This is a genomic window from Pseudomonas sp. Pse35 (genome assembly GCF_024519715.1).
In the GTDB taxonomy this organism is placed as follows: Bacteria; Pseudomonadota; Gammaproteobacteria; order Pseudomonadales; family Pseudomonadaceae; genus Aquipseudomonas; species Aquipseudomonas paracarnis.
The window spans coordinates 1-20,332 of sequence record NZ_JALJRP010000032.1; the positions used below are offsets into that span (position 1 = coordinate 1).

Here is a 20,332-nt window from a genome sequence, read left to right on the forward strand (position 1 = left end):
TTTTGCTTACTTTTGTCTGGGCCGGCATTCCGGCTTTTCAAAAGTGAGCCGCTGTCAGAGCGGAACCATCGGTGGCCGTTACCTAAATAATGGATATGTACTCGGTCAAATCCAATATCCCGGTCGGCTGGCAGGCCGCCTTCGCAGGCAAGCCAGCTCCCACATTTGGATCACCGTGCCTCAGTTAGATCAGCGTCGGCTGTCAAGCCGTCACGGGAGCAAGCTCCCTCGCCACAGGTCCAGCGTCACTCCAAAATTGTGTAGATACCCATGGCCATCGCAGACAAGCCAGCTCCCATAGTTCTAGCCTTTCAGGGCCTTGAGCTTGGCCAACACCCCTTCCGCTGTCTGCTCACCCATCAACTGCTCACGCACCTTGCCCTTGTCGTCGATGATGTAGGTCACCGGCAAGGCCTCACTGCGCGGAATCTCGAAGATCCCGTCCGGGTTCTGGGCCAGTACCGTGAACTTGATCCCCAGCTTGTCGCTGGCGGCCTTCAGTTCCTCACCCTGCACATTGTCGAAGTTGACGCCGAACACCCCGACATTCTGGCCTTTCAACTGTTCTGCCAGGGCATTGAGCTCGGGGATTTCCGTGCGGCACGGGCCACACCATTCGGCCCAGTAGTTGACCACCAGCCACTGTTTGTCCAGGCGTTCGGCCGCCACTTTCTGGCCGTATTGGTCAACGCCGTAATCGTTACCGCAGCCGCTGAGCAGCAGGGTTGTGATGATCGCCAATGCACCGATCAGTCGCCTTGTCATGGGGTATTCCTTCGCAAAAATGAACGTTGGCTGCGGCCTATCGCCTCTTACGGTTTAAGGACAGGCGCCAGCGCAGGTAGAATACCCGCCACCTTACGCAAGATGCGACCCGCACATGACCGATCTGACGCTTTATCACAACCCGCGCTGCTCGAAATCCCGCGGTGCGCTGGAACTGCTGGAAGCCCACGGCCTCACCCCGACCGTCGTGCGCTACCTGGAAACCCCGCTGGATGCCGCGCAAATCGAGGCCCTGCTGAAAAAACTGGGGATCAGCGCACGCCAACTGCTGCGCACCGGCGAAGACGAATACAAAACCCTGAACCTGGCCGACGCCAGCCTCAGCGACACCCAACTGATCGCCGCCATCGCAGCCCATCCCAAGCTGATGGAACGCCCGATCCTGGAAACCGCCGACAAAGCCATCATTGGCCGCCCGCCCGAGAACGTGCTGGAGATCCTGCCGTGACTACGCCCTATGTGCTGGTGTTGTATTACAGCCGCAGCGGCTCGGTGAGCGAGATGGCCCGACAGATTGCCCGCGGTATCGAGCAAGGCGGCATGGAAGCGCGGTTGCGCACCGTGCCGGCGATTTCCACCGAGTGCGAAGCGGTGGCGCCGAGCATTCCCGACGAGGGCGCGCTGTATGCCAGCCTGGACGACCTGAAGCACTGCTCGGGCCTGGCTCTGGGAAGCCCGACCCGGTTCGGCAACATGGCCGCGCCGCTCAAGTACTTCCTCGATGGCACCAGCAACCTGTGGCTCACCGGCGCTCTGGTCGGCAAGCCGGCCGGCGTGTTCACCTCCACCGCCAGCCTGCATGGCGGCCAGGAAACCACGCTGATGTCGATGCTGCTGCCGCTGCTGCACCACGGCATGCTGATCACCGGCCTGCCCTACAGCGAGCAGGCGCTGCTCGACACCCAGGGCGGCGGCACGCCGTATGGCGCCAGCCACCATTCCGGGCCAGACGGCAAGCGTATGCTCGATCAACATGAAATCACCTTGTGCCGGGCCTTGGGCCTGCGCCTGGCCAAGACCGCCACGCTGTTGGAGAACGGCCGTGGCCAGGAAGCCTAAGGTCCTGCCGCCACGGGAGTGGCTGGAGCCACGGGTCAAGGTGGCACGCGCGCTAAGCCTGCTGGCGTTCTTGGGCCTGGTGGGCTTGTTGTGCGTGTACTACCTGTTGGTCGCCGACCTGCATGGGGCGCGCCCGTGGGTCATCCTGCTGATCGAGCTGGTGCCGCTGCTGATACTTGCGCCAGGCATGCTGATGGGCAGCGCACGCGGGCATTCGTGGATGTGCTTTGCGGTGAACCTGTATTTCATCAAGGGCGCACTGGCGGCGTATGACCCGAACCGCCAGTGGTTTGGTGCGCTGGAGATGCTGGCGAGCCTGGCGGTGTTTTGCACGGCGTTGCTGTATGTGCGTTGGCGGCATCAATTGAACCGGCGGCTGGCCGATTGACTGATCGTTCCCACGCTCCGCGTGGGAATGCTGCCCAGGACGCTCTGCGTCCCGGGCCTAGTGCAAGGGTGACGCGGAGCGTCACAGGATGCATTCCCACGCGGAGCGTGGGAACGATCAGTATCAATGGTTGACGGTATAGGCCAACATCATCGACAGCTGACACATCGGCCGCCCACTCTCGGCATGCCACTGGTTGAAGGCACCCTGTACTGTCGCCAAATCGCGCAGGCTGGTCGGCGCCTTGTCGACGATCTTCTGCGCATTCAACGCTGCCACCACGTCATCGCTCGGTACAAAGGTGTCCTTGCCGACCATGCGCAGGAAGCGAGGCGCCGACAGGCCGCCCAACTGGTGGCCGTGCTTGCTCAGGTACTTCCAGAGCCCGACGATATCGGTCACCGGCCAATCAGCGATAAACGCGCCGAAGCTGCCTTTCTCCTGCTCGATATCCAGGATCATCTGCGCGTTGCGCGGCACACTCTTGAGCTTGCCCAGGTGGCGGATGATGCGGGTGTCCTGCATCAGCCGTTCCAGGTGTTCGGCACCCATCAGCACGACTTTTTCCGGGTCGAAGCCAAAGAACACCTGCTCGAACGCCGGCCATTTGGCATCGACCACGCTGTGCTTCAAACCGGCGCGGAACACTCGCAGCGCCAAGGTCGACAGGTAACGGTCATCCGTTATCTTGCGCAATTGCGCCGGGGTCTTGGGCACCGGCAGATGGGCTTCCAGCTTGGCCGCCGAACCGAAGCGGTTCAGACAATATTCGTGCAGCCACTTGTAATCGCGCATGCCCTCTCCTGTCAGTCGAATTGAAAACGGCGCCCGCAAGCGCCGTGTACTAGAGCCTCGGGAAGACTCAGAGGTTCACTACATTGACGAAACGCGATGCGGCGGTCTCATCGATTTTCAAGCTGGTGAAGTCGAACAGGTTGCGGTCGGCCAATTGCGACGGGATCACGTTTTGCAGGCTGCGGAAGATACTTTCGGTACGCCCAGGGGTCTTGCGCTCCCAGTCCACCAGCATCTCCTTGACCACCTGGCGCTGCAGGTTTTCCTGGGAGCCGCACAGGTTGCACGGGATGATCGGGAATTGCTTGAAATCGGAGTAAGCCTGGATGTCCTTCTCGTTGCAATACGCCAGCGGGCGGATCACTACGTTGCGCCCATCATCGGCACGCAGCTTGGGCGGCATGGCCTTGAGCGAGCCGTTGAAGAACATATTGAGGAAGAAGGTTTCGACGATGTCATCGCGGTGATGACCCAGGGCCATCTTGGTCGCGCCGATCTCATCGGCAAAGGTATAGAGCGTGCCACGGCGCAGGCGCGAACACAGCGAGCAGGTGGTCTTGCCTTCCGGGATCAATTCCTTGACCACCGAGTAGGTGTCTTTCTCGACGATGTGGTACTCGACGCCCAGTTCTTTCAGATAGGCCGGCAGCACATGCTCAGGGAAACCGGGTTGCTTCTGGTCCATGTTGACCGCCACGATCTCGAACTTTATTGGCGCGACCTTTTGCAGGTGCAGCAACACGTCGAGCATGGTGTAGCTGTCTTTGCCGCCGGAGAGGCAGACCATGACCTTGTCGCCTTCCTCGATCATGTTGAAATCGGCGACCGCTTCACCGGCCAGGCGACGCAGGCGTTTTTGCAGTTTGTTCTGGTTGACTGTAAGAGTGCCCATGGCGCTTGGATCCGCAAAGGTGTGTGACGAAAAGCGCAGCATTTTACCGGTAAGACTGGCGCAGATCCAATGTGGAAGCTGGCTTGCCTGCGATAGCGGTGTGCCAGTCAACATCTCTGTTCCTGACAGGCCGCCATCGCAGGCAAGCCAGCTCCCACACTGGATCCCATGAATCCTGACAGACCACACCGCGATTAGCCCCCCTGTTTACAGCGCAATTTGCTCTAAAGGCCCTACGGTTATTCCGGTCATCCCTTTCTATACTGCGACTTGAGGTCGCACATCTATCCAGACCTTTCAGGCCATTTGGCCCGTGGGCGCTCCGATGGGGGGCGATGGTAATAACGACAGGAGTGACTGGCATGATCCATCACGTCGTGGGGCTGTTTACCCATCCCGACCAGGAATGGCGGGAAATCCGTGGCGATAAAGAAGAAAGCATCAGCCACATGTACCTCACTCATACCCTGATTCTCGCGGCGATCCCCGCCATTTCCGCCTTTATTGGCACCACTCAGGTCGGCTGGGTCATCGGCAACCGCGCCCCGGTGATGCTGACCCAGGAAAGCGCGCTGTGGATGACCCTCATGTCCTACGCGGCCATGCTGTGCGGCGTGGCGGTGATGGGCGCGTTCATTCACTGGATGGCCCGCACCTACGACGCCAGCCCAAGCATGGCCCGCTGCGTGGCGTTTGCCACTTATACCGCCACACCCTTGTTTATCGGCGGGCTGGCGGCGCTCTACCCGCATATGTGGCTGGGCATGGTCGTGGGCACGGCGGCGATCTGCTACACGGTGTATCTGCTGTATGTGGGGCTGCCAACCTTCATGAGTATCGACCCGGATGAAGGCTTCCTGTTTTCCAGCTCGGTATTGGCCGTCGGCCTGGTGGTGCTGGTAGCGATCATGGCCTTTACCGTGATCGTCTGGGGCCTGGGCGTCGGGCCGATCTACACCAGTTGAACGAAAAACCCCGCAGGCAAGGCCACCGCAAGGTGGCTTTGTGCGTTATGCATGACCATTCGGCGCCTGACAGATTCGGAAACACCCAGCTTTGCGGCATACTGGGCGTCTCTGGAGATATGTACAGCATGCCCGAGCAACTCAATACCCGCGTCGAAGATTGTTTCCTGCAAGCCGAATCCTTTTTCAAACGAAGCTTCAAACGCCCCCAGGTCAGCCTCAAGCTGCGGGGCCAGAAAGCCGGTGTCGCGCATTTGCACGAGAACCTGCTGCGCTTCAACCCTCAGTTGTACCGTGAAAACAGCCAACACTTTCTCAAGCAAACCGTGGCCCACGAAGTGGCGCACCTGATTGCCCACCAGTTGTTTGGCGAGCGTATCCAGCCCCATGGCGAGGAATGGCAGTTGATCATGCGCGGGGTTTACGAACTGCCGCCCGACCGTTGCCACACCTACGAGGTCAAGCGCCGACAGGTGACTCGCTATATTTACCGCTGCCCGTGTGCGGACAGTGATTTTCCGTTTTCACCGCAGCGCCATGGGCTGGTGAACCAGGGGCGGCGGTATTTGTGTCGGCGGTGTCGGCAGACGCTGGTGTTCACCGGGGAAACTCGGGTGGAATGAGGGCCTCTTCGCAGGCAAGCCAGCTCCCACATTTGGATCTGTGAACACAATCCCAAATGTGGGAGCTGGCTTGCCTGCGAAAGCGTCGGCTCAGTCAACCTACAACCTTGGCCTGCCGCAATTGCTCTATCCGCTCAATACCGAACCCCAACTCCGCCAGCACCTCATCACTGTGCGCCCCCACCGCCACTCCAATATGCCTGGGCGCCGGCAACCCCTCGGAGAATTTCAGCGGGCAGGCCAATTGCGCTTGTGTCGAGCCATCACCCCGGGGCACCTGGCTGACCAGCTCCCGCGCCTTCAACTGGGGATGCTCCAGCGCTTCGCTCAAACTCAATACCGGCTCAACACAGGCATCCACTCCGGCAAACAACTCACACAACTGGTCAAAACTGCGCTTCTCGAACTCCACCTGCAACGCCTGTTTGAGCACGCCCTGCCGTTCGGGCGTCACGCTGTGTGCCGCCAGTTCCGGGCGCCCCAAGGCCGCGCACAACTGCTGCATAAACCCCGGCTCCAGACTGCCCACCGACATCCAGCGCCCATCGCGTGTGCGGTAGTAGTCATAGAAACTCCCGCCATTGAGCACATGGTTCTCCCACCCAGGCTCGACCCCGCAAGCCAGGTAACCGGCCCCAGCCATGGCGTTCAGGCTGAACGAGCAATCGGTCATGCTCACATCCAGGTATTGCCCCACCCCGCTTTGCTGCCTGGCAATTACCGCCGCCAGCAAGCCCACCACGGCATGCAGCGAACCGCCTGCCACATCAGCCAGTTGTACGCCTAGGGGCAACGGGCCGGTGTCCTGGCGCCCGGTATGGCTGGCGACGCCGGCCAACGCCAGGTAGTTGATATCGTGCCCGGCGCGGTCCTTATAGGGGCCGGTCTGGCCGTAGCCGGTGATCGACACATAGATCAGCCGCGGGTTGATCGCCTTCAGCGCCTCATAGCCCAGGCCCAGGCGCGCCATGACACCGGGGCGGAACTGCTCGAGCAGGATGTCATGGCCCTTGACCAGCTCACGCACAATCTCCAGCGCCTCGGCCTGCTTGAGGTCCAGGGCCAGGCTGCGCTTGTTGCGGTTCAGATACGCATGGCTGGCCGAAGTACCCCGGTCATGGGGCGGCAATACCCGCAACAGGTCCATACGCGTGGGCGATTCGATACGCAGCACCTCGGCGCCCATGTCCGCCAGCATCAGGGAGGCAAACGGGCCGGGCAGCAAGGTGGAAAAATCCAACACTTTAAGGGACGCCAAGGGACCTGACATGGGGACTCCAGTTGGGTTGCGAATACCCACAGACTAGGCAGCCTGGCGCCTGCCGGCAATCGTCAGAACGATCAACCACAGTGACCGTTTTGATCACGGCGGGCTTTTTCGCGGCGGCGGCTTTATCATTGGCCGACGTTTGTTGGCAGAGTCTTCCATGAAGTTCGCGATTGCACTGTATAGCGCCGCCCACGCGCCCTCCTCGCGCCGCGCCCTGTTGTTCGCACAGGCGGCGCTGGCTGGCGGGCATGAGATCGTGCGGCTGTTTTTCTACCAGGACGGCGTGTACAGCGCGTCCAATAACATCGTCGCCCCCCAGGATGAGCAAGACCTTGCGCGCCAATGGCGCGAATTTGTCAGCCAGCACCGGCTCGACGGCGTGGTGTGCATCGCCGCCGCGCTGCGCCGCGGGGTGCTTAATGCCGAAGAAGCTGCGCGTTACCAACGCAGCGCGATCAACCTGGAAGCACCCTGGGCGTTGTCGGGCCTGGGCCAATTGCATGACGCGATCCAGGACGCCGACCGCCTGATCTGTTTTGGAGGGCCGTGACATGTCCAGATCCTTGTTGGTGATCAGCCGCCAGGCCCCGTGGTCCGGGCCGAGTGCGCGGGAAGCACTGGATATCGTGCTAGCCGGTGGCGCGTTCGATCTGCCCATTGGCCTGTTGTTCCTGGATGACGGTGTGTTCCAACTGGCGCCGAACCAAGCGGCCAAGGCCGTGCAACAGAAAGACCTGAGTGCCAACCTGCAGGCCCTGGGCCTGTTCGGCATTGATGACGTGTTCGCGTGCAGCCATAGTCTTTCCGCACGCGGGTTGCCGCCACCCGCCAACGCACAGGTGCTCGACAGCCAAGCCATTTCCCAACTGATTGACCGTTACGACCAGGTGATTACCCTCTGATGTCGACTCTACATGTGGTGTCTCATTCCCCGTTTACCGACAGCCGCCTCGATAGCTGCCTGCGCATCTGTGGCGCCGAGGACGCAATCCTGCTGTGCGGCGACGGAGCCTACGGCCTGCACACGCCCGCCCTGCAAACCAAAGGCGTAAAGGTGTTTGTGCTGGCCGAAGACATGCAGGCGCGCAACCTGCCGCTGCCCGACTGGGCTGACAGCGTCGATTACCCAGGCTTCGTGCAACTGTCGATCGACTACGACAAGGTCAACACCTGGCTATGAACACCTTGACCGTCGGCGCACACACCCTGGAACTGGATAAGGACGGCTATCTCGTCGACCTCAACGACTGGTCCGATGAAGTGGCGAATGCCCTGGCCGCTGCCGAAGCCTTGGAGCTGACCCCGGCACACTGGGAAATCCTCACCCTGCTGCGCCAGTTCTACACCGAGTTCCAGCTGTCCCCCGCCACGCGCCCGCTGATCAAGTACACCGCCTTGAAGCTGGGCCCGGAAAAGGGCAACAGCCTGCACCTCAACAAACTGTTCAACGGCACTCCCGCCAAACTCGCCGCCAAGCTGGCGGGCCTGCCCAGGCCGACGAATTGCTTATGACCGACTTTGCCCCCCTGACTCTCGTAACACCCCAAGAGCACCCCTTTGCGCAGTTCGTGCGCATCCTCGGCAAAGGCAAGCGTGGCGCGCGCAACCTCACCCGCGAGGAAGCGCGGGAAGCCATGGGCATGCTGCTCGAGGAAAAGGTCGAGGACACCCAGCTCGGCGCCTTCCTGATGCTGCTGCGCCACAAGGAAGAAAGCCCGGAAGAACTCGCCGGTTTCACCGAAGCCGTACGTGAGCGCCTGCACGCGCCAGCGCTGAACGTCGATATCGACTGGCCGACCTACGCCGGTAAAAAGCGCCACCTGCCGTGGTTCCTGCTGGCAGCTAAATGCCTGGCACAGAACGGCGTGCGCATCCTGATGCACGGCGGCGGCGCCCACACTGCGGGGCGCTTGTACACCGAGCAATTGCTGGACGGCTTGCAGATCCCGCTGTGCCGCGATTGGCAACAGGTCGAGAGCGCCTTTGCCCACGGCAACCTGGCATTTATCCCGTTGGGTGATTGGGCGCCACAGCTGCAACGCATGATCGATCTGCGCAACACCTTGGGCCTGCGTTCGCCTATCCATTCGCTGGCGCGCCTGCTCAACCCGCTGAATGCGCGCTGTGGCCTGCAAAGCATTTTCCACCCCGGTTACCAGGGCGTGCATCGTGATGCCAGTGGCTTGCTGGGTGACAACGTGATTGTGGTCAAGGGCGACGGCGGCGAGATCGAGATCAACCCCGACACCCTCAGTCACCTGTATGGCACCACCGACGGCCAGAGCTGGGACGAAGAGTGGCCCGCCCTTTCCGTCCAGCGCCACGTCAAGCCAGCAACGCTTGAGCCCGAGCACCTAAAAGCACTGTGGCGCGGCGACGTTGAGGACAGCTACCCGCAACTGGCGTTGATCGCCACCATGGCGTTGGCCCTGCGCGGCCTTGGTCACCCGCGGCAGCAGGCGTTCGAGTTGGCCCAGCAGTACTGGGACGCACGGGATAAATCGATTTAATCGATCATTCACGCCGGTTCTTTGCGCTTTTAGTTCGAACTCATCCCTTTAGACTGGGCTCCAACGCTTATCAGCCAAGGAGCCAGTCATGGGTTTATTGATCGAAGGACAGTGGAAAGACCAGTGGTACGAAAGTAGCGCCGATGGCGCTTTCCAACGGGAACAGGCACAACGCCGCAACTGGGTGACCGCCGATGGCGCGCCAGGCCCGAGTGGTGAAGGCGGCTTCAAGGCCGAGGCCGGTCGCTATCACCTCTATGTATCCCTCGCCTGCCCGTGGGCGCACCGCACCTTGATCCTGCGCAAGCTCAAGGGCCTGGAAAGCCTGATCGACGTCTCGGTGGTCAGTTGGCTGATGCTGGAAAACGGCTGGACCTTCGACAAGGCCCACGGCTCCAGCGGCGACAAACTGGACGGTTTCAACTTCATGCACCAACGCTACACCGCCGATACCGCCGACTATACCGGGCGCGTAACCGTGCCGGTGCTGTGGGACAAAAAGCTCAAGCGCATCGTCAGCAATGAATCGGCGGAGATCATCCGCATGTTCAACAGTGCGTTCAATGCGCTGACCGGCAATACCCTGGATTTCTACCCCCAAGCCCTGCATTCGACCATCGACAGCCTCAACGAACGCATCTACCCCGCCGTGAACAACGGCGTGTACCGCGCAGGTTTCGCCACCTCACAACAGGCGTATGAAAGTGCGTTTGATGATGTGTTTGCCGAGCTGGATCATTTGGAACAGCACCTGGGCAGCCATCGCTATCTGGCCGGCGAGTACCTGACCGAAGCCGATGTGCGGCTGTTCACTACGCTGATTCGTTTTGATGCGGTGTACTACAGCCACTTCAAATGCAACCTGCGGCGAATTGCCGACTATGCAAATTTGTCGAACTGGCTGCGGGAGATGTATCAGTGGCCAGGCGTGGCCGAGACGGTGGATTTCGAGCATATCAAGGGGCATTACTATGCCAGCCATCGCACGATCAACCCGACGGGGATTGTGCCGAAGGGGCCGTTGCAGGGGTTTGACAGCAGCCATGATCGGGCGCGGTTGCCGGGTAAAGGTGTCTTTGGCTGATAACTCCTGTGGCGAGGGAGCTTGCTCCCGCTGGGCTGCGTAGCGGCCCCAAAATTATGGGAGCGCTTCGCACTCCAACGGGAGCAAGCTCCCTCGCCACAAGAGCCGGTTCAGACTTGGGATTGAGCGCCCTCGAACCACTTGAGCTTCTCACGCAGTACCACCACCTCACCCACGATCACCAATGTCGGCGCATGCACTTCATGCTCCGCCACCATGCGCGGCAGGTCGGCCAGGGTGCCGGTGAACACGCGCTGGTTGGACGTGGTGCCCTGCTGGATCAGCGCCGCTGGAGTGTCCGACGCGCGTCCGTGCTTGATCAACTGCTCGCAAATGATCGGCAAGCCAATCAAGCCCATGTAGAACACCAGGGTCTGTGAGGGGCCGACCAGGTCTTGCCAAGGCAAGTCCGAGGTACCGTTCTTCAAGTGCCCGGTAATAAAACGTACAGATTGGGCATAGTCGCGATGAGTCAGCGGAATCCCGGCATAGGCCGCGCAACCACTGGCTGCCGTAATACCCGGCACTACCTGGAACGGGATGCCGTGGGCCGCCAACTCTTCGATCTCTTCGCCACCACGACCAAAGATGAACGGGTCCCCCCCCTTGAGGCGCAGCACGCGCTTGCCTTGCTTGGCCAGGTCTACCAGTTGCTGGTTGATCTGGTCCTGGGGCACCGCGTGATCGGCGCGACGCTTGCCGACGTACACGCGCTCGGCATCACGACGGCACAGTTCCAAAATCGCCGGTGCAACCAAACGGTCGTACAGCACCACGTCGGCTTGCTGCATCAGGCGCAATGCGCGGAAGGTCAGCAAATCCGGGTCGCCTGGGCCCGCCCCCACCAGGTACACCTCACCGGGCGCGTAAGGCGGCGCGCCATTGACCTTTTCGATCAACAGGCGCTCGGCCTCCTCGCCCTGCCCGGCCAACTGGCGGTCGGCAATCGGGCCCTGGAACACTTCTTCCCAGAACGCCCGGCGTTGCTGCACATCCGGGTACAAACCTTTGACCTGAGCCCGAAAACGCGCGGCCAGCCCAGCCAATTGACCGTAGGTCGAGGGAATCCAGGTTTCCAGCTTGGCGCGGATCAGCCGTGCCAGTACCGGCGCATCACCGCCGCTGGAGACGGCAATCACCAAGGGTGAACGGTCGACAATCGCCGGGAAGATCACGCTGCACAACGCTGGCGCGTCCACCACATTGACCGGCACGCAGCGACGCTTGGCATCACTGGATACTTGCGCATTCAGTGGCTCATCGTCGGTGGCCGCGATAATCAGGGTGCAACCGTCCAGGTCGGCCTCCTGATAACCGCGCAACATCAGTTCCCCGCCACTGCCCAGCACCAGCTCACGCAGCTGGCTTTCGATCTGGGGAGCAACCACCCGCAACACCGCGCCGGCGTCGGCCAGCAGCCGGGATTTGCGCAAGGCAATCTCCCCACCACCGACGACCAACACACGGCTGCCGCGCAGGTTATGAAACAGCGGCAGAAATTCCATTTAGCGGATGACCTCAACGCCCGCCATGTAAGGCTTGAGCACCTCAGGTACACGGATCGAACCGTCCGCCTGCTGGTAGTTTTCCAGCACGGCCACCAGGGTACGGCCTACGGCCAGGCCCGAACCGTTGAGGGTGTGCACCAGCTCCGGCTTGCCGGTTTCCGGGTTGCGGAAACGCGCCTGCATGCGACGGGCCTGGAAGTCACCGCAGTTGGAGCACGACGAAATCTCGCGGTATTTGTCCTGGCTCGGCACCCACACTTCCAGGTCGTAGGTTTTCACGGCGCTGAAGCCCATGTCGCCCGTGCACAGGGCCAGTACGCGGTAAGGCAGCTCCAGCAACTGCAGCACACGCTCGGCGTTGGCAGTCAGGCCTTCCAGGGCTTCCATGGAGGTCGACGGCTCTACTACCTGGACCATTTCAACCTTGTCGAACTGATGCTGGCGGATCATGCCACGGGTGTCGCGACCCGACGCGCCGGCTTCGCTACGGAAGCACGGGCTGTGAGCAACCAGCTTCAACGGCAGTTGCTTGGCGTCGAGGATTTCGCCGGCGACGATATTGGTCAGCGACACTTCGGCGGTCGGGATCAGGTACAGGTCGGCTTCGCCGTCGCGGCTGATCTTGAACAGGTCTTCTTCGAATTTCGGCAGTTGGCTGGTGCCCATCAACGCCGGCGCCTGAACCAGGTACGGGGTGTAGGCCTCTTCATAACCGTGTTCGCCGGTGTGCAGGTTGATCATGAACTGCGCCAGTGCACGGTGCATGCGCGCAATCGGGCCGCGCAGCAAGGCAAAGCGTGCGCCGGACATTTTTGCCGCGGTTTCAAAATCCAGGCCACCGGTCAATTCGCCCAGGGCGACGTGGTCCTTGATCTCGAAATCGAAGGCTTTCGGCGTGCCCCAGCGGCGCACTTCGACGTTGCCGTCTTCATCTTCGCCGACCGGCACAGATTCGTGGGGCAGGTTCGGAATGCCCAGCAGGATCGAATCCAATTGGGTCTGAATGCCTTCCAGCTCGATTTTGCCATCGGACAGCTCAGTGCCCATGCGCTCGACATCCGCCATCAACGGCGCGATGTCTTCACCGCGCTGCTTGGCCTGGCCGATGGACTTGGAGCGCGCATTACGTTCAGCCTGCAGTGCTTCGGTGCGGGTCTGGACGGTCTTGCGCTGTTCTTCCAGCGCTTCGATGCGCGCAACATCCAAGGCAAAGCCACGGGATGCCAGGCGGTCCGCTACGTCCTGAAGGTTGCTACGTAACAGTTTGGAATCGAGCATGTCGGTCTCTCGTTATCAAAGTTTGGTCAAGGACAGGCCAGCCCAGGTGGCGAGCAGCCCGCCGAATACGCTGATGGCCGCATAGCCAATCGCCAGCGGCACTTGCCCGCTTTCCAGCAGGCGCACGGTATCCAGTGAAAAGGATGAAAAAGTCGTCAGGCCGCCAAGAAAGCCAACCATCAGGCCGGCACGTACCTCGACAGGCACTTCCGGGCGTAACAAAAACAGGCCGTATAACACGCCGATCAACAGGCAGCCCACGATATTAACGGCGAGCGTCGCCGTATAGAAGTGTTTCGGCCAATTGGCGTTGATCCAATTGCCGGTGGCGAAGCGCAGCAGTGTACCGGCGATACCTCCCGCCGAGACGGCGATCACCAAAGGAATCATGTTTTTCTCCGCTGCCTGGGGCTCAGACGGTCGAGGGTGGCCAGGTGGTTGAGCTTCTCACCGATCTTCAGCTCCAGGCCACGGGGCACTGGCTGGTAGAACGGCTGCGGCTCCAGCTCATCGGGGAAGTAGTCTTCGCCGGCCGCGTAGGCGTCCGGCTCATCGTGGGCATAACGGTATTCGTCGCCATACCCCAGCTGCTTCATCAGCTTGGTCGGCGCGTTGCGCAGGTGCAGCGGCACTTCGAGGGAACCATGCTCGGCGGCCGCACGCAGGGCCGACTTGAAGCCCATGTACACCGCGTTGCTTTTGGGCGCGCAGGCCAGGTAAGTGATGGCCTGGGCGACCGCCAACTCGCCTTCCGGACTGCCGAGGCGCTCCTGCACCTCCCAGGCGGCCAGGCACAGGCTCAGGGCGCGCGGGTCGGCATTGCCGATGTCTTCGCTGGCCATGCGCACCACACGACGCGCCAGGTACAGCGGGTCGCAACCGCCATCGATCATGCGCGCAAACCAATACAGCGCGCCATCAGGGTTGGAACCGCGTACGGATTTGTGCAGCGCGGAAATCTGGTCGTAGAAGGCTTCGCCGCCCTTGTCGAAACGCCGGCGTGTGTCACCGAGCAAGCTTTGCAACAGGTCAACGCCAATCTCGCCGCCGTCTTCGGCCAGGTCGGAAGCATTCTCCAGCAGGTTGAGAAAGCGGCGCCCGTCGCCATCGGCGGCGGTCAGCAAAATCTTGAAACCTTCATCGCTGAGGCTCAGCTGGCGCTTGCCCAGCCCCTTGTCTTCGCTCAAGGCACGGTGCAGCAGCTTTCGCATCGCCGCTTCATCCAGGCTCTTGAGCACATAGACCCGCGCCCGTGACAACAAGGCGTTGTTCAATTCAAAGGAAGGGTTTTCGGTGGTGGCGCCGATAAAGATCAGCGTACCGTCCTCGACATAAGGCAGGAACGCATCCTGCTGCGACTTGTTGAAGCGATGCACTTCGTCGACGAACAGGATAGTGCGTTTACCGTATTGCCCGGCCTGCTGCTTGGCGACTTCCACCGCCTGGCGGATCTCCTTGACCCCGGCGAGCACCGCCGAGACCGTTTCAAAGTGCGCATCCGAGACTTTCGCCAGCAACCGCGCCAGGGTGGTCTTGCCCACGCCCGGCGGCCCCCAGAAAATCATCGAATGCAGCGCACCCTGCTCCAGGGCTTCGCGCAAGGGCTTGCCCCGAGCGAGCAGGTGTTCCTGACCGACGTACTCATCCAGGTTGGTCGAACGCAAGCGCGCGGCCAACGGCTGGGCAATCGGGTCACTTCGAAACAGATCCATGGGCAGCGTTTGAAACCTCTGGGCAGTTTATTCCTGGATCACATCGGCACCCTTGGGGATGTCGAACTTGAACTTGGACGCGGGCACCGGCTGGTTGGCCTTGACCCCGGAGAACAGGATATCGGTGCGCTGGCCGACGCTGTCGACCAGGCGCATGTTGTTGATCACGCCGTTGCCGAACGACAGGGACAGCGTGTCAAACAACGTGTCCTTGGATTTTGGCTTGAGGGTGAACTCGATGACGTTGCTGGTCTGCTTGGAGGTGATGTCGAAGCTGTCGTTGATTTTCGACACATCACCCGACAGCAGCAGTGCCGGGGTCTGGTTCAGGCGCGGATCGAGCTTCTTGATGGTCGCCTGTTCCAGGTCCGGGTCCCACAGCGTGACTTTCTGGCCGTCGGAAACAATGGTCTGCTCCGCCTTGCCTTCGGTATGCCAATAGAACAGCCCTGGGCGCTGCACGGCCATTTCACCGGCGGTTTCCTGCAACTGGGTGCCGCCGGCATCCAGGGTCAGCTGGGAGAAGCGCGCGGTGAGGGTCTGGGATTTGTCCAACAGGTTCTTCAGGCTGGCGACGGAAGCCGGGTCAGCGTGAGCTGAAACAGCGGTCAGGGCCAAGGCTGGCAACAACAGCATGCGGATAAAGCGCATGGGAGTCCTCATTGAGTAGTCAGGGCACGCCGCGTGTTGCCACGCGGCGCGGAATCAGTCGCGCATCTGCCCGGGGGCGATGACTTCACGCGAGCCATTGGTGTTCATTGCGGTCACGACGCCGGCCATTTCCATGGCTTCGATCATGCGGGCGGCGCGGTTGTAGCCGATTTTAAGCTTGCGCTGCACCGCCGAAATCGAGGCACGGCGGCTTTCCAGTACGAAGGCCACGGCTTCGTCATACAAAGCGTCGGTCTCGGCATCGTCATCACCGCCACCGCCGCCATTTTCAAAGCCGCTGCCGGCTTCTTCGACGCCGTTGAGGATGTCGTCGTTGTACTCGGGCGCGCCGCGCAGTTTCCAGGCTTCGACCACACGGTGGACTTCGTCATCGGAAACAAAGGCGCCGTGAACGCGAATCGGCAGGCTGGTGCCCGGCGGCATGTAGAGCATGTCACCGTGGCCCAGCAGTTGCTCGGCGCCACCCTGGTCGATGATGGTGCGCGAGTCGATCTTGCTGGAGACCTGGAACGCCATGCGCGTCGGAATGTTGGCCTTGATGAGGCCGGTGATCACGTCCACCGACGGCCGCTGTGTCGCGAGGATCAAGTGGATACCCGCCGCCCGTGCCTTCTGGGCGATACGGGCGATCAGCTCTTCAACCTTCTTGCCGACGATCATCATCATGTCGGCAAATTCATCGACCACCACCACGATGGTCGGCAGCTTGGTCAGCAGTGGTGCTTCATCGTGAATGCTTTCGCGCTTGTACAGCGGGTCGGTCAGCGGTGTGCCGGCGTCCTGGGCTTCCTTGACCTTGGCATTGAAGCCCGACAGGTTCCGCACGCCCATCTTCGCCATCAGCTTGTAGCGGCGCTCCATCTCGGCAACGCTCCAGCGCAGGGCGTTGGCGGCGTCCTTCATGTCGGTGACCACCGGGCACAGCAGGTGCGGGATGCCTTCGTAGATCGACAGTTCCAGCATCTTCGGGTCGATCATGATCAGCTTGGCGTCATCCGGCCCGGACTTGAACAGGATCGACAGGATCATGGCGTTCACACCCACCGACTTACCGGAACCAGTGGTACCGGCTACCAGCAAGTGCGGCATTTTCGCCAGGTCGGTAATCACCGGCTTGCCGCCGATGTCATGGCCGAGCGCCAGGGTGACCGGCGATTTGAAGTTGTCGTATTCCGGCGTCGACAGCACTTCGGAGAAGCGCACGATCTGGCGGTCTTCGTTGGGAATCTCGATACCCACGGTGGTCTTGCCCGGGATCACTTCCACCACGCGCACGCTGGTCACGGCCAGGGAACGTGCCAAGTCTTTGGCCAGGTTGGAAATGCGGCTGACTTTTACCCCGGCGGCCGGTTGGATTTCGTAACGGGTGATCACCGGGCCCGGATGGATCGAGTCCACCGACACTTCGACGCCGAATTCCTTGAGCTTGATTTCCAGCAGGTGGCCGACGGCCGCCAGGGATTCGGGGGAATAGTTGAGTTGTTTCTTTTCGGCCGGGTCCAGAATCGAGATCGGCGGCAAGGTGCCTTCGACGGCGCTGTCGATGAACAGCGGTGCCTGCTTCTCTTTTTGCACGCGATGGCTGGGCTCCGGCGCCTTGGGCGGTGCCGGGGCGATCACGGGCGGCACCTGCTTTTCACGGTCCGACATGTGCTTGCTCAGGGCCTGCTCGCGCTCGATCAAGCGCTCCTTGACCTTGGCTTGCTCGCGCCGATCCGGCGTGCTTGGGGCCACCACCTCGTTGACACGGGTGTCCACCTCACGCAGCTGCGCAACCATTTGCTTGCGCTCGACACGGGCGGCCCACCAGCGGTTGGCGGCGCCCTGGAACAATTCGAACAGGTCGAGGGTGATCTTGCCGGTCACATCCATCACCTTGAACCATGACAGGTCGGTGAATACCGTGAGGCCGAACAGGAACAGCGCGATGAACATCAGGGTGCTGCCCTGGATATTCAGGGTCCTGCGCGCCAGGTCGCCAAGGCTTTCACCCAGGGCCCCGCCCGCGCCCGCCGGCAGACCGGTCGGGGCATGGAAGTGGATATGCGCCAGCGCAGCGCCCGACAGCACCAGGAACACCAGGCCGATCAGGCGCCAGGAGAACAGCCAGCCGCTCCACTGCCACGGCTCGTGACGCTGGCGGAAGATCTGCCAGGTCTTGATCGCCAGCAACAGCGGGAAAATGTAGGCAAAGTAACCCAGGATCATGAAGAGGATATCGGCGCTGTAGGAACCTACAGGGCCGCCGAAATTCTGCACGTCATCGATCTTGCTGTTATGGCTCCAGCCCGGATCGTCCTTGCCATAGGTCAGCAAGGCCATCATCAGGAACAGGCACAGCGCACCGATGGCAATCAGTGCGCCTTCCTTGAGTCGGTAATGCAGGTGCTGGCGCCAGGCCGGTACGACTGCTGCTTTAGGTGCTGCGGCGGATTTCTTCAAAACGGGTCTATTCCTGCGCCTTTAGCGCGTCCATCTGTTGAATGACTACACACGACTGCTCTATCCGGAGCAGTTGAAAAATGAACGAATGTTGCTGAATCTACTTTTAACACCCGGTGACGGATAGGTGAAATGGCGATAACGCCACAATGGCCGCATTGTACGGGTTTGCGTGCGCGATGCCACACACTTGCCCTTCACCTGACTGCACGGACAATTTGAGCATGCATTGCCTTTGCTGACAAAGGCTTATGAGCTATATTTAGCAATCCAGGCAAGCTTGGCAAATGGCCGGCATGCGCCAGACCCGATTACGACCACACCCTGTGTACAGAGTTGCAGAAACACCCGTTCATGCTAATCCTCGTCAATCGCCTATTCGGGCTGGCCCCATGGCGCAGGGTCGTCAATAATCAACGCTTGCGGTGCAGGTGCATGACCTGCCACTCCCCTCCCCTTCCCTAAGCCTGGATGCCATGCTGACCTGGTTACAACGCGACACCCTGACGTTCCCTCCCTTGGCCAAGGCCATGCGCGAACCCAACGGCCTGCTCGCCGCCGGTGGCGACCTGTCGGCCGAACGACTGATCCAGGCCTACCGCCATGGCTGCTTCCCCTGGTTCTCCGAAGGCCAGCCTATCCTCTGGTGGTCGCCAGACCCGCGTACGGTGATTTTCCCCGACGAGCTGCATGTTTCCCGCAGCCTGGGCAAATTATTGCGCCAGCAGCGCTATACCGTGACCTTCGACCAGGATTTCGCCGCCGTCATCCATGCCTGCGCCGCGCCCCGTGCCTACGCCGATGGCACCTGGATCACCGAAGGTATCCAGAAGGCTTATCTGGAGCTGCACCAACGCGGCTATGCGCATTCCGTCGAGGTCTGGGACCAGGGCGAACTGGTAGGTGGCCTTTATGGCCTGGCGATGGGCCAGTTGTTTTTTGGCGAGTCTATGTTCAGCCGCGCCGACAACGCCTCCAAATTCGGCTTCGCCACGTTGACCCGGCAACTGCAAGCCTGGGGATTTGTGCTGATCGATTGCCAGATGCCCAACGATCACCTGCACAGCCTGGGCGCCCGCGGCATACCCCGCAGCGTCTTCGCTGACTTCCTGCATAAACATCTGGACCAACCCAACGCTGGGCCGTGGGTTTCCTAGGCGACTTTCGCGCACGTGGCTTACACTTATTTCAAAGCTTATCCCGAGGGTTGATCATGACCGAGCTGGCGCGCTTGAAGTTCTATGCCACTCAAGCCCACTCATGCAGCTATCTGCCCGACGAGCAGGCCACCACGCTGTTCCTCGATCCCAGCCAGCCCATGGACGTGCATGTGTATGCCGACCTGTCCGAGATGGGCTTCCGGCGCAGCGGCGATCACCTGTATCGCCCCCATTGCCAGAACTGCAACGCGTGCGTGCCTGCGCGTATCCCGGTTGCGCAGTTTTCGCCCGACCGTAATCAGAAACGCATTCTCAAGCGCAACGCTGACCTGACAGTACACGCCACCAAACCCCAATACAGCGAAGAATATTTCGATCTCTACCAACGCTATATCGAGCAGCGTCATGCCGACGGCGATATGTATCCGCCCAGCCGCGACCAGTTTTCCACATTCCTGGTGCGTGACTTGCCTTTTTCGCGTTTCTACGAGTTCCGCCTCGACGGCCGCCTGCTGGCCGTAGCGGTGACCGACCTACTGCCCAACGGCCTCTCGGCGGTGTACACCTTCTATGAACCGACCGAAGAACGCCGCAGCCTCGGGCGCTTCGCCATCCTCTGGCAAATAGGCGAAGCGCTGCACCTGGAGCTGGAAGCGGTGTACCTCGGATACTGGATCAAGAACTGCAAAAAGATGAACTACAAGACCCAATATCGACCCATTGAGCTGCTGATTAATCAAAGATGGGTCACGCTTAACTAGAACCCCTTGGCTTGAACACCCTTTTTCGGGCACAATGCACGCCGCTTTTGCCTGGCGCAGTTGCACCGGGCCATTCACTGGATACCGAGGGCTTTACTGCATGTCGAAAGAAGACAGCTTCGAAATGGAAGGCACTGTCGTCGACACCCTGCCCAACACCATGTTTCGTGTGGAGTTGGAAAATGGGCACGTCGTAACCGCGCATATCTCCGGCAAGATGCGCAAGAACTACATTCGTATTCTTACCGGTGACAAAGTGCGCGTCGAGCTGACGCCCTATGACTTGAGCAAAGGGCGCATCACTTACCGCGCTCGCTAAGCAAGTCAATACAAAACGCCCGGTTATGCCGGGCGTTTTTGTGTGCGCAGGATTTAACAGTCGCCACTTGACCCTGTGGGAGCTGGCTTGCCTGCGATAGCGGTGGGC

At 60.9% G+C, this 20,332-nt stretch carries 24 protein-coding genes; 14 read left to right on the forward strand and 10 right to left on the reverse strand.

What is annotated here, in order from left to right:
• Positions 1-303 precede the first annotated feature (303 nt).
• Complete coding sequence (locus tag OC445_RS21805; protein ID WP_003192057.1) at positions 304-765, reverse strand: TlpA disulfide reductase family protein; 462 nt, start codon at positions 763-765, stop codon at positions 304-306.
• A gap of 115 nt (positions 766-880) precedes the next feature.
• On the opposite strand from OC445_RS21805, the gene arsC reads away from it, so the two are divergent.
• Genes arsC through OC445_RS21820 form a run of 3 tightly spaced genes read left to right on the forward strand, consistent with a single transcriptional unit; the run spans position 881 to position 2,233 of the window.
• Entirely contained in the window at positions 881-1,234 is a 354-nt protein-coding gene (gene arsC / locus OC445_RS21810; protein WP_072446030.1) for an arsenate reductase (glutaredoxin), read from the forward strand.
• Entirely contained in the window at positions 1,231-1,845 is a 615-nt protein-coding gene (wrbA, locus tag OC445_RS21815; protein WP_072446032.1) for an NAD(P)H:quinone oxidoreductase, read from the forward strand. The genes arsC and wrbA overlap by 4 nt, the downstream gene beginning before the upstream one ends.
• Complete coding sequence (locus tag OC445_RS21820; protein ID WP_054898288.1) at positions 1,829-2,233, forward strand: DUF2069 domain-containing protein; 405 nt, start codon at positions 1,829-1,831, stop codon at positions 2,231-2,233. The genes wrbA and OC445_RS21820 overlap by 17 nt, the downstream gene beginning before the upstream one ends.
• Positions 2,234-2,356: 123 nt before the next feature.
• Here OC445_RS21820 and OC445_RS21825 read toward each other — a convergent pair whose 3' ends face one another.
• Together OC445_RS21825 and ttcA are read right to left on the reverse strand one after the other, a co-directional pair.
• On the reverse strand, positions 2,357-3,028 hold the full coding sequence (locus tag OC445_RS21825) for a DNA-3-methyladenine glycosylase I (protein WP_034127867.1): 672 nt from the start codon (positions 3,026-3,028) through the stop codon (positions 2,357-2,359).
• A 67-nt stretch (positions 3,029-3,095) separates the two neighbouring features.
• Positions 3,096-3,920: a tRNA 2-thiocytidine(32) synthetase TtcA gene (gene ttcA / locus OC445_RS21830; RefSeq protein WP_054917314.1), complete on the reverse strand. Its 825-nt coding sequence runs from the start codon at positions 3,918-3,920 to the stop codon at positions 3,096-3,098.
• 362 nt (positions 3,921-4,282) lie between these two features.
• On the opposite strand from ttcA, the gene OC445_RS21835 reads away from it, so the two are divergent.
• Together OC445_RS21835 and OC445_RS21840 are read left to right on the forward strand one after the other, a co-directional pair.
• Positions 4,283-4,885, forward strand: a complete 603-nt coding sequence (locus OC445_RS21835) for a Yip1 family protein (RefSeq protein ID WP_014718889.1) — start codon at positions 4,283-4,285, stop codon at positions 4,883-4,885.
• Between the two features lie 128 nt (positions 4,886-5,013).
• Positions 5,014-5,508 (forward strand): SprT family zinc-dependent metalloprotease, encoded by a 495-nt coding sequence (locus OC445_RS21840; RefSeq protein ID WP_003192067.1) that lies wholly within the window; start codon positions 5,014-5,016, stop codon positions 5,506-5,508.
• A gap of 94 nt (positions 5,509-5,602) precedes the next feature.
• Here the strand turns inward: OC445_RS21840 and OC445_RS21845 are convergent, their stop codons facing one another.
• A complete protein-coding gene (locus OC445_RS21845) occupies positions 5,603-6,778 on the reverse strand; it encodes a CaiB/BaiF CoA transferase family protein (protein WP_198790526.1) in 1,176 nt (391 codons plus the stop codon).
• Positions 6,779-6,935: 157 nt separating this feature from the next.
• Between OC445_RS21845 and tusD the strand changes: the two genes are divergently transcribed.
• From tusD to OC445_RS21875, 6 genes are all read left to right on the forward strand, one after another.
• The gene (tusD, locus tag OC445_RS21850; RefSeq protein ID WP_034127869.1) at positions 6,936-7,328 is read left to right on the forward strand and encodes a sulfurtransferase complex subunit TusD; all 393 of its coding nucleotides are present in this window, start codon (positions 6,936-6,938) and stop codon (positions 7,326-7,328) included.
• A 1-nt stretch (position 7,329) separates the two neighbouring features.
• A complete protein-coding gene (tusC, locus tag OC445_RS21855) occupies positions 7,330-7,680 on the forward strand; it encodes a sulfurtransferase complex subunit TusC (RefSeq protein WP_034127870.1) in 351 nt (116 codons plus the stop codon).
• On the forward strand, positions 7,680-7,958 hold the full coding sequence (tusB, locus tag OC445_RS21860) for a sulfurtransferase complex subunit TusB (protein WP_054898293.1): 279 nt from the start codon (positions 7,680-7,682) through the stop codon (positions 7,956-7,958). Before tusC ends, tusB begins: the two co-directional genes overlap by 1 nt.
• Entirely contained in the window at positions 7,955-8,290 is a 336-nt protein-coding gene (locus tag OC445_RS21865; protein ID WP_034127872.1) for a TusE/DsrC/DsvC family sulfur relay protein, read from the forward strand. The genes tusB and OC445_RS21865 overlap by 4 nt, the downstream gene beginning before the upstream one ends.
• Positions 8,287-9,288 (forward strand): glycosyl transferase family protein, encoded by a 1,002-nt coding sequence (locus tag OC445_RS21870; protein ID WP_089042252.1) that lies wholly within the window; start codon positions 8,287-8,289, stop codon positions 9,286-9,288. Before OC445_RS21865 ends, OC445_RS21870 begins: the two co-directional genes overlap by 4 nt.
• A gap of 88 nt (positions 9,289-9,376) precedes the next feature.
• Positions 9,377-10,372: a glutathione S-transferase family protein gene (locus tag OC445_RS21875; RefSeq protein WP_181124820.1), complete on the forward strand. Its 996-nt coding sequence runs from the start codon at positions 9,377-9,379 to the stop codon at positions 10,370-10,372.
• 110 nt (positions 10,373-10,482) lie between these two features.
• Here the strand turns inward: OC445_RS21875 and cysG are convergent, their stop codons facing one another.
• Genes cysG through ftsK form a run of 6 tightly spaced genes read right to left on the reverse strand, consistent with a single transcriptional unit; the run spans position 10,483 to position 17,984 of the window.
• Complete coding sequence (cysG, locus tag OC445_RS21880) at positions 10,483-11,877, reverse strand: siroheme synthase CysG (RefSeq protein ID WP_054898296.1); 1,395 nt, start codon at positions 11,875-11,877, stop codon at positions 10,483-10,485.
• On the reverse strand, positions 11,878-13,158 hold the full coding sequence (gene serS / locus OC445_RS21885; protein WP_032896683.1) for a serine--tRNA ligase: 1,281 nt from the start codon (positions 13,156-13,158) through the stop codon (positions 11,878-11,880). It lies immediately after the preceding gene.
• 15 nt (positions 13,159-13,173) lie between these two features.
• Positions 13,174-13,548, reverse strand: a complete 375-nt coding sequence (crcB, locus tag OC445_RS21890) for a fluoride efflux transporter CrcB (RefSeq protein ID WP_054898297.1) — start codon at positions 13,546-13,548, stop codon at positions 13,174-13,176.
• Positions 13,545-14,870 (reverse strand): replication-associated recombination protein A, encoded by a 1,326-nt coding sequence (locus OC445_RS21895; protein WP_034127878.1) that lies wholly within the window; start codon positions 14,868-14,870, stop codon positions 13,545-13,547. Before OC445_RS21895 ends, crcB begins: the two co-directional genes overlap by 4 nt.
• Positions 14,871-14,897: 27 nt before the next feature.
• Entirely contained in the window at positions 14,898-15,521 is a 624-nt protein-coding gene (gene lolA, locus OC445_RS21900; RefSeq protein ID WP_003174700.1) for an outer membrane lipoprotein chaperone LolA, read from the reverse strand.
• 54 nt (positions 15,522-15,575) lie between these two features.
• Positions 15,576-17,984 (reverse strand): DNA translocase FtsK, encoded by a 2,409-nt coding sequence (gene ftsK, locus OC445_RS21905; RefSeq protein ID WP_032896677.1) that lies wholly within the window; start codon positions 17,982-17,984, stop codon positions 15,576-15,578.
• A gap of 476 nt (positions 17,985-18,460) precedes the next feature.
• On the opposite strand from ftsK, the gene aat reads away from it, so the two are divergent.
• The 3 genes from aat to infA all read left to right on the forward strand — a co-directional run bounded on the left by aat (position 18,461) and on the right by infA (position 20,224).
• Positions 18,461-19,141 (forward strand): leucyl/phenylalanyl-tRNA--protein transferase, encoded by a 681-nt coding sequence (gene aat / locus OC445_RS21910; protein WP_054899047.1) that lies wholly within the window; start codon positions 18,461-18,463, stop codon positions 19,139-19,141.
• 56 nt (positions 19,142-19,197) lie between these two features.
• Positions 19,198-19,905 carry an arginyltransferase gene (locus OC445_RS21915; protein ID WP_054899046.1) on the forward strand — a complete coding sequence of 236 codons (708 nt, stop codon included), beginning with the start codon at positions 19,198-19,200 and terminating at the stop codon, positions 19,903-19,905.
• Positions 19,906-20,005: 100 nt separating this feature from the next.
• Entirely contained in the window at positions 20,006-20,224 is a 219-nt protein-coding gene (gene infA, locus OC445_RS21920; protein WP_002553999.1) for a translation initiation factor IF-1, read from the forward strand.
• Positions 20,225-20,332 lie beyond the last annotated feature (108 nt).